This window comes from Pseudonocardia sp. KRD291, from assembly GCF_019263595.1.
Classification (GTDB): Bacteria; Actinomycetota; Actinomycetes; order Mycobacteriales; family Pseudonocardiaceae; genus Pseudonocardia.
In genome coordinates this window covers 38,764-47,571 of sequence record NZ_JADQDD010000012.1, presented here as the reverse complement: position 1 = coordinate 47,571, position 8,808 = coordinate 38,764, and the positions used below count along the sequence as shown (strand labels likewise).

At 73.5% G+C, this 8,808-nt stretch carries 8 protein-coding genes and 1 pseudogene; all 9 read right to left on the bottom strand.

The annotated features are described in order from the left end of the window. Positions 1-113: 113 nt before the first annotated feature. A complete protein-coding gene (locus I4I78_RS03755; protein ID WP_308251880.1) occupies positions 114-1,109 on the bottom strand; it encodes a bifunctional DNA primase/polymerase in 996 nt (331 codons plus the stop codon). A gap of 324 nt (positions 1,110-1,433) precedes the next feature. Next, on the bottom strand, positions 1,434-1,748 hold the full coding sequence (locus tag I4I78_RS03750) for a hypothetical protein (RefSeq protein WP_218609753.1): 315 nt from the start codon (positions 1,746-1,748) through the stop codon (positions 1,434-1,436). Further along, positions 1,741-1,965: a hypothetical protein gene (locus I4I78_RS03745; RefSeq protein WP_218609752.1), complete on the bottom strand. Its 225-nt coding sequence runs from the start codon at positions 1,963-1,965 to the stop codon at positions 1,741-1,743. The genes I4I78_RS03750 and I4I78_RS03745 overlap by 8 nt, the downstream gene beginning before the upstream one ends. Before the next feature lie 233 nt (positions 1,966-2,198). Further along, positions 2,199-2,438 (bottom strand): annotated as a pseudogene (locus I4I78_RS32550) (WhiB family transcriptional regulator); the annotation flags it as partial. A 522-nt stretch (positions 2,439-2,960) separates the two neighbouring features. Continuing rightward, positions 2,961-3,374, bottom strand: coding sequence for a single-stranded DNA-binding protein (locus I4I78_RS03735; RefSeq protein ID WP_218609750.1), 414 nt, complete (start codon positions 3,372-3,374; stop codon positions 2,961-2,963). Between the two features lie 397 nt (positions 3,375-3,771). Further along, a complete protein-coding gene (locus I4I78_RS03730; RefSeq protein WP_218609749.1) occupies positions 3,772-4,362 on the bottom strand; it encodes a hypothetical protein in 591 nt (196 codons plus the stop codon). An 80-nt stretch (positions 4,363-4,442) separates the two neighbouring features. Then, complete coding sequence (locus tag I4I78_RS03725; protein ID WP_218609748.1) at positions 4,443-6,068, bottom strand: ParB N-terminal domain-containing protein; 1,626 nt, start codon at positions 6,066-6,068, stop codon at positions 4,443-4,445. Between the two features lie 367 nt (positions 6,069-6,435). Beyond that, entirely contained in the window at positions 6,436-7,479 is a 1,044-nt protein-coding gene (locus I4I78_RS03720; RefSeq protein ID WP_218609747.1) for a hypothetical protein, read from the bottom strand. A gap of 106 nt (positions 7,480-7,585) precedes the next feature. After that, complete coding sequence (locus I4I78_RS03715; RefSeq protein WP_218609746.1) at positions 7,586-8,734, bottom strand: DUF932 domain-containing protein; 1,149 nt, start codon at positions 8,732-8,734, stop codon at positions 7,586-7,588. Positions 8,735-8,808: the final 74 nt, after the last annotated feature.

Sequence of the window (8,808 nt, the reverse complement as noted above, 5' to 3'; positions counted from 1 at the left end):
ACCCAGTTCCGGCGGGCGTTGTCGATCGCCTCGTCCGGGCCCGGGGCCGCGGATCCCGTCCTCGTGGCTTAACCCTCCGGGCCAGTGCACCCGAACGTCGTGCCATTGCCCGCTCACGACCGGCTGCCGTTCTCGCCGTCGCGCTCGTCGCTGCGGCGTTCGATGGTGCGCGGCGCCTGCTTGCCGTAGGCGACCCCCCGATCGATCGTGCGCTCGACCTCGCCGCGGGTCATGCCATCGACCCCGATGTGCACCGTGGCGGCCTGTAGCAGGACCTCGCGTGCGTTGTCCTCGTCCAACTCCCGGCCACCCACGAGCCGGCCCAGAGTGCGCGCGGAGTTGAGCAGAGTGATCTGGCGCTGCCCTTTCAGGGCTGAGCTGACATTGTCGGCCTCCGCGTCGAGGATCGCGGCGATGTAGGCGTTCGCCCGCCGGGTCGAGAGCTGCAGCGGCACCGCCCGCGGCTCCGGCTGCGGGGGAGGGCTCAACAGGTCCGCCAGCCACCCCGGCAGGTCTTCGATGACACCGTGGAAGGCCACGGTGTACCGGCCCTCGGGGCGTACAGACCCGGCACCCACGACGAAGCCGCCCCCGGCCCGGGTATCCACCAGCGGCCCGATGCTGTGCCCTACGCCGCCCTGGGTGTTGCGCAGCTCCAGCCCATCGGGCATGCGGTAGTAGAGATGCCCACCTCCTGAGGGCGTGGTCACTGCGTACGTCGCCGGAATCTGGGCGCCGTGCGCCGCCGCGACCCGGTCCAGTACCGGCCAGCCTTTGGCGAGGTCCTTCCATTCGACACCCCGCTCGGGGAGGACGTCGAGGTCGATGACCAGCAGCCGAGAGGGCCCGCAGGCGATACCGACGTTCCATGGGGTCTGGCTCCACCAGCGGCGGATCTGCTCCGGGTCGCGGGTGGAGCGCTGCTCCCAGCCCTGGTGCCCGTCGGCGCAGACGCCCCGCCCCTTGCAGTCATTCTTCCCGTGGAAGGCGGGCAGCTTCGATCCCTCGCGGACTGGGAACACGAACAGGCCAGCCTCCGCGGCCTCGAGCGCCACCTTCCGCAGACGCAGGGTCTCCGGGTTCTGCTGCTTGCCAGCGCTGTCCGTCACCGCTCTTGCTCCTCCGTCTGCTCGGGCCTGGTTCAGGATCGCACCCGATCCCGGTCCGGGTTCATGCCTGGTCTGGGGGCTCATGTCGTTCTCCTCTACGCCGTGACACCGGCCGGTGGCCGGGGTGTTGGTTCGGGTGGCCTGGCTGCGGGGCGCGGTGCGAAGCGCCTGGCCCGTGGTTCCGCGCCCGGCTCCGCCCGGGGAGGCTCGCCGTCCACGGGCCGGGCCTTGGCCCGGTCGCGTAGCGACGCCGCCCCGCGCGGCGCCCTGGACGGGGAGATCGGGTGGAGTAAGCGGCCTCCCGACCTGTGACCTGGGGATGGGTCAGCTCGATCCGCCCACCGCCCGGACTCGGGTGTCGGGGTTGGCGACCCAGTACCGGGACGGCTCCGAGAAGGTGCCGTTGCAGAAGTCCACGCCCTCGCCCATCTGCCGTCGCGCCCACTGGCGCGCACTGTCCTGATCAAGCGGGCCCCCGGTCTCGGCGACCAGGACCGCGTCGATGCGCAGCCTCCAGCCGCCGTCGTCGTAGCCGGTGAGCTCGGTGCGATAGATCGCCGGGTCGTACTCGTCGCCGACACGGCCCTGCAGCTGCGGGGCCGGGTCCCGGCCCGGAAGGGAGAACGAGCCGCTATCCACGCCGGGCCCCCTCGGCCTCGGCGCCTGTGGTGGTCGTGGCGGGGATCAGCGGGGCGCCGGTGGCGACCAGCTCGGTGATCGGCAGTGATCCCGGCCCGCCGGGCCCGTCCGGCGCTGCCGCCGCGGGCTGGCAGCGGCAGCAGTGCCGGCGCAGGGTGACTGGGTCGAAGACGACGAAGCAGCCGCCCGGGCATGTCCCCGGCCCGCCGGCGCTCACGCCGCACCCGCCGGTGCCGCGTCGGCGGCCTTCGTGATGGCCGTGGTCCGGCTGCGGGCGATCCACCGGTCGACGGTGCGGACGCTGACTCCGGCGTCGGCGGCGACCTGCGAGCGCCGCGTACCCCGCTCGATCTCCGCCAGCGCGGCCCGACGTGTCGCCGGCGGGCTCGTCAGCGGCGAGGACCGCCGGCCGCGCTCGGCGCGGCGGTGCCCGCTGCGGGCCGTTTCCCCGGACCGGCGCTTGAGTGCACGCCGCTCGTCCTCGCTCATCGCGCCCCACACACCGAAGTCCTGCCCCGTGGTCAGGGCCCAGGCCAGGCACTGCTCGCGTACCGGGCAACGCCGGCAGACGGCCTTGGCGTCGGCGAGCTGGGCCTCGCCCGGGCCGCCGCCTCCGACGGGGAAAAACAGCTCCGGGTCCTCGTACTTGCAGGCGCCGCGGTGGCGCCAGTCCGTGTCGATCTCATCCATGACAGGTCACCTCTCGTATCGGGTCTCGGGCCGCTCTGCGAGCGAGACCGGGCCCGGCCCCCGCAGGGGCTCCCACCCGTGTGCGGGCCGGGCGGGGTCGCCGGCACAACCGGTGTGGAGCTGGTCGCCGACCCGGGCACCCCGTCGGGGTGGCCGGGTCGCCCGGTGTGGGCTCTCCTCGCTTCGGCGGTGCGGGTCACCACCCGGGGGTCCGCCCCGGTGCCCGGCTCGCCGTGAGGCGACCGTGTGCGGCCGGAGCGCAGCGCAGGGCCTGGGCCACCGGGGCGGGTTCTCGGGCACCGTCACCGGCGACGAACAGCGAGAGAGCCCGGCCGGGCGCTCACCCAGAAACTGGCCGGGCCGATCCGGGCACCCCGCCCCGAATCGCCTTCAGGCGGATCCACGGGTCATCGCGCGTGCGCGGTGTCGATCAGATCCCGAGCAGTGGCCAATCGGGGTGGGGCAGCGCACGCAGAGGGGCGGCGCCCCGTGGGCGCCGCCCCTCCTCGGCGGATGGCCGGGTCAGCCGGTGGCGGCCGGCGCGGTCTGGCCGTTGTGCTCGCGGGTCATCTTGGTGACCTTCGCGCGGGCGTAGTTGAGGTCCGGGCCGATGATCTGGGCCTCGAGCTGGGTGCGACGGATCGCCTGGTCCTGCTGGGCGGGGTTGTCGGACTCCTTGGTGTAGGAGTTGTCGGCCAGCTTCCCGACCACCACAACTCGGTCCCCGGTCGTGACGGAGTCGTAGACGTTCTCGGCGTGCTCCCCGAAGACGACGACGTCCTGCCAGACGGTCGGCCGGGGAATCCACCTGTCCTGAGCCTTGTCGAAGCGCCGCTCGTTGATCCCGATGGAGAAGCTCAGCACCGCGGTGCCGGTGATGCTGTGGCTCAGCCGGACGTACTTGCCGATGTTGCCGGTGAGGGTGATCTCGTTCATGGCGTGCTCCCTGTCTGGGTGGTGCCGGTCGGTGACGCGGCTCCGCCTCAGCGCGCCGTGGCGGGGTCCCCGGCAGGGGACGGCGGGGGTTCCGGCTCGCCCGACCGGGGTGGGAACGCCGCCAGGCGTCCGAGCGCAGCGAGGCTCCGTCCCACCCGCGTCGGGCCCGGGCCGGGTCCATCGGCGCTCGCTCCGCCACGGTGTGCTGACCTCCGGGCGTCTCCTGCCTGCACCGCCCGACCAGGGACCCACCCGGGTAGCGAGTACCCGCGTCCGGACTTCAGGCCAGGTGCCCGCCGCCCCGGCACGTCCCCGGTGCCGGAGCAGTGATTCTCCGTCCCCGTGACCATCCCGGTCCCGATCGGCGCGGTGTCGGGTGAGCGGCTCGCAACCCCGGTCAGGACCACCAGACATCGCGGCCCCGCTCGTGGGCGAACACCGCGACCGCGCGCAGCGCGTGGAGCCGGTCCTGTAGGTAGCCCGGCCGCCGGCCGCAGTCGATGACGGTTCCGGCGGTGTTCAGATCGCGCGAGGGCATCCCGGCATCAGCCGGGGCCAGCGCCAGGGCCAGGTCGACCCGGCCGAGCATGTCCTCGGCCGGGCACTGCCCGCAGCGCGGGTCCTCCCCGTCCGCGTCTCCCGGAACGGGTGCCGGCCCGATGTCCTCCTCGTCGAGGCTCTGGACGTGGACGTCGTCCGCTCCGATCTCGGGCAGGAACCCCAGCGCCCGCAGCACAACCATGGCGTTGGAGCTGGACACGTTGAGGTCCGGCTCGCTGTCGCCGACGCGGCGGGTGACCGGATAGACCGCGTCCGGGGTGCAGTACTGGTCGCGGCAGTGCCGGTTGTGCTCGGCGATGCCCGCGACGGCCAGGTCGTAGGAGGCGAACTCGCGCAGGTCCTGGCACGGGTGGGCGGTGCACGCGAGGTGATGGCCCAGCTCGCGTTCAGACTCGCGCGTCGGGCTGGGACGGAACGTGACAGACATGGCCGTGGATCTCCTTTCGGCGCGGGATGGGCGAGCTGCGGGGGCGGACTCGGTGCCCGCCCCCGCAGCTCGGTGATCGGTCAGGCGCTGCTGGCCTGGCCGCTGTCCTCGTCGTCGTCTGCCGGGGCACCGGTGTCGCCCCCGGTACCCGGCTCATCTGCCGCGGGCTCGACGCCGGTGGCCTCACCCACCGCGGCCTCGCTGTCGGGGGCCTCGCTGTCGGGGTCGATGACGAGCTGTTCGACGGGGGAGAGCTGGTAGCCCCACTCCTGCAGGCGCGTGAAGTAGCGCCGGGTCGCCGGGGCGGAGTTGCGCCAGCTGCCGCGGTGGGTCCCGGCTTCGTAGCCGCCGAGCACCATGGCCAGCGACAGCATCGTGGCCCGCGGCCCGGCCGCGGATGCCGCGGCCGCGGCGATCGGGTTGACCACGCCGCTGTAGTAGCCGCCCCCTCGCGGCTCGTCGAGGCCCAGCAGTGCACAGGCCAGGGCGTTGCCGGACTCCATCGCCCGGCGCAGGTCGTGATCGCCCTGCCCGAGCTCGGCGGCGACGTAGCGCCCGGCGTCCTTCGGGGCGGCCTTGCGCGCGAACAGCGCGGTGAGCCAGTCCCGGCGGACCACCTCCGCGGAGTCCCACGCCTTGTTGTTGGCGATCACCCGGCGCCGCTCGGCCTGCCGCGCGGCCTTCTGCTCCTCGGTCTCACCGGCGGGTGCGCGGCCCGCGCCGCCGGTGGCGGCAGCAGAGGGGTTGTAGCGCGGGTGGTGGCCGTGTTCGTCGGGGGACAGGCACAGGTAGGTGACCCGGACCTGTGTGCCGTCGCGCCAGTGCCGGAAGGTGGCGACGTCGGCGGCATGGCCGGGGCAGCCCTGGTGGGCCTCCTCGGTCAGGGGCGTCCCCTCGGCGTCGTCCTCGCTGGGGCGAAGCCGGTCCAGCATGGTCGCGTCGTCGTGGTCGTCAGTGTCGACGACCGTCACTCCTGCCTCGGCGAGCTCGGCGGCCTTGGCTGCGCGCAGCGCCTGCTCGTCGCGCTCATCGCGCAGGCGCTGCGCGAGGTGCTCGAACTGGGCCGGGCTCTGCTGGGAGGTGACGGTCAGCGCCTTGACCGCCTCGGTGTCGTCGTCGAACTCGGCGATCACCTGCAGCTGCAGCAGGTCCAGGTCGTAGCGGCCCATCACCGCGGCCGCGAGCTCGCTGGCCGCGACCGCGGTGATCTGACGGACCCGCTTGGCCGGGGTCCGGGTCACCCTCGCTCTCTGCGCCTCGCTCAGGCCCAGCCCGAGCAGCTGCTGATGCGCGCCGACCTCGTCGGCGTCGCTGATCGCTGCGCGGTGCTGGTTCTCGGTGAGCTGATCGACGATCCGCTCCACCTCAGCGTCCTTCGCCGTCTGCTGCCCGTCGGCCGGTTCCGGCTCGACGAGTACCCGCACCTGGGGCAGCCCCACCTTGACCGCGGCCAGGGTCCGGCGCTGGCCCTTGCGCACCACCAGGACACCGTCACTGCCGCGGCGCCGCACCGAGATCGGCTCACGCACGCCGCGATCGCGGATGGAAGCCACGAAGTGCGGGTCCAGACGAACGTCGCTGCGAGTGTTGACCTCCAGCTCCAACGTGGTCGGGTCCACCATGAGCAGCTCACCCACCTGTCCGGTGGCGGCGTCGCCAGCTGTGCTGGCGTGGGTGGCGCTGGTGGTGATCGGTTCTGCGGTCATCGCGACCTCCGGTCGGTACGTGCTCGCCCCGGCCGGGTCTCAGGGCCCGGCGGGTGCGCCCCCGTGGGCCGGGGGCGCACCGCGTCTTCCGGCGGCGCGGGGTGTGGCCGGGCGGGGGTTCTGCCGTGGTCGCTCCGGCGTGGACCCGCCGCACCGGGCCGGCGGCCGAGCACCGGTGGTGAGGGGCGGGTTCACCCGCGGGGGACCTCGCGGCAGGTTCATCGACGCGCCGCGCCCCGGGGCTGCCAGCGTGTGCGCGCCCCACGGCCACGGGGCGTGCACCAGCAGCCCAACGCCTCGCACCCCCTCGTGCCTGTGTTGGTGGGCCACGCGGCTCTCGACGGCCCACCAACACGGGACGCGGCGCTCAGGCGGCGATCTCGCACAGCCGGCAGCCGGGGATCGAGCAGGTCCGCGCGTCGTGGCTGCAGACGTGCTCGGTGCGGTGCCGCTCGTGCCCGGCCTCGAGGAGCAGCTGCGGGTCGAGCCCCGCCCGGTCGGCCAGATGCATCAGGTTCGCCACCAGGTCCCCGCCGGCCTCCCACAGGCTGTCCGGGTCGCGGTAGCAGGACCGCGCGTCCCCGGTACGGGCGATGACCGCGTCCAGGGCGGCCTCGGCCCACCCGGCTCGGTCCTCGTTGTCCGGCCCGTCCGCGCGGTGACCCGGGGCGCGGTAGGTGACGAGCTGGTTGTCGCACCGCAGCGCCTCGGCGATGGCGCGGGCCAGGTCCCGGTTCCCGCCGGCGACGTCACCGGCGTCGTCACCGCCGCGGTCCTCGCGCTCGGTGTCGAGGCAGGTCTCGATGAGACCGACCGCGGGATGCTCGCCCGCCGCGGCGCGGCCACGGTCGATGCGCACGGCCAGCTCGTGCAGGCTCAGGTCCTCGCTGAGCCCGATCGCGGCGAAGCCCCGCCCGGGTGCGGTGACCAGGTCCCCGCCGTTGATCGGAGCGTCCCCGGCCGGGTCCCCGTCGGTATCGGTGTCGGCGAGGTCGAGCCAGGCCACGAACAGCGCCAGGATCCACCGCCCGCCGGGCGAGTCCAGGTGCAGCGCGAACGGGCGGTGCTCGCCCGGGTTCCCCAGGTCGCGCAGGGCCTGCAGCTGCGCGGTGCTGGCCCGGTCGGGCAGGTAGGTCAGCTCGGGTGGGTCCAGGAGCGGCCGCAATGCCGGGAGTAGCGCTTCCGGCGCGGTCGAGGCGCAGCCGCCCTGCCCGGTCTGCTCGCCGATGGCGTTGTGGGCGGTATAGGCGCAGCCGCTGCGGGTGGTGCCGTCCTCGACGGGAGCGAACCGCACGTAGCCGCCGCAGGCGGTGGCGAGCACGAACGCGGAGCCGGCGGGGGACCAGGAGATCCGGTCGGGATTGATGCCGCGGACGGAGAAGATGCGCTGGATGTCGGACAGGGTTGTCATCAGTACTCCTTGACCAGGATGGAACGACGGGGACGGCGGTGACCAGGGCTGGGTCGGCGCGGCCGGGCCCGCGGGTGCGGGCCCGGCCGCAGCCGATGGCAGGGGGTCAGTGGGTGCGGGCGAACGCGGCGGCCCGCTGCATCGCCGGGACCCCGGCCGCTTCGAGGGCGTAGGCCTCGTCGGCGTCGGGCATGTCCTGCGCGGCGGCGGTGACCGCGTGCAGCACCCCGCCCGAGCTCATGTCCGCGCCCTGGGTGAAGCGGCGCAGGATCGACTCCCGCGCCTGCTGGGAGAACCGCAGAGCCGTGGCGACGTGCTCGATCACCGGCGCAGGGTCACCGATCTCGACCCCCGCATCGGCGGTGAGCTCGGCGACGCGGGCGTCGAGGAAGTCCTGGCTCAGGAACGTCGCCACCGCGTCACGGGTGGTCTTCTTCACCAGCTCCAGCGCCGCGTTCTGGGTGTCGGCGGCGAAGCGCACCACCCCGGCGGGGAGCTTCCCGCCGAGGTGGACCTCCCGCTCGGCGTACTTCGTCATCGTCATGCCGTTGTCGCAGATCTCGACGGTGATCTGCGGGGACAGAGTGAACGCGCCGTGCCCGATCTCGGAGTTGGAGATGACGAACCCGGCGAAAACCAGCGGGTTGTCCGCGCCGCGAGCCCGGGAGAACGGGGAGACGTAGTTGCGGAGCAGGCCCGGGGCGAGCGCGGAGATCGCCTGCGAGCGCACCTTCACATACATCCGCGACTCGGTGAGGTCGGCCTGGGCGATGTCGACCTGCGCGCCGGCGGCCTCGATGCCCTGAAGCGCGGTGAGCAGGACGTCGAGGTTGTCGACGATGCGGAACGAGTCCGACAACATCGCCCGCAACAACCCCTCGCCCTGGGAGTCGACGAGGCCGCGCATCAGGAAGCGGCGCTCGGGCTGGTGGCGCAGCCAGCCGTTGACGTTGTGGTCGTAGAGCTCCACGTTCTCCGCGCGCATCCGGCGCAGGTAGTCGGTGGGGATGCGCAGCTTGTCCGCGACGCTGGCCTCGGCCAGCCGGGTCGGGGTCAGCAGCGCGTCACCGGTGCTGACCCCATCGAGGTCGAGGCGCTGATAGCTGCCGCGGACCCGGATCGTGCCGCCGCGGCACTCCAGCGCCGACGCGGCCGCGACGACGTCGTGCTTGGCGGTCTTCTGCGTCTCCAGCAGCTCCGCGACCTCCTGCAGGGAGGCGTTGCGGGCGGTGGTGTCCATCGTCTCGAGATCCATCGAAGTGACTCCTCACGAGCGGGTCGGCACCCCCGGCCATCGGCCGGGGCGGTCCCACCGCCTGGTGCGGTGGG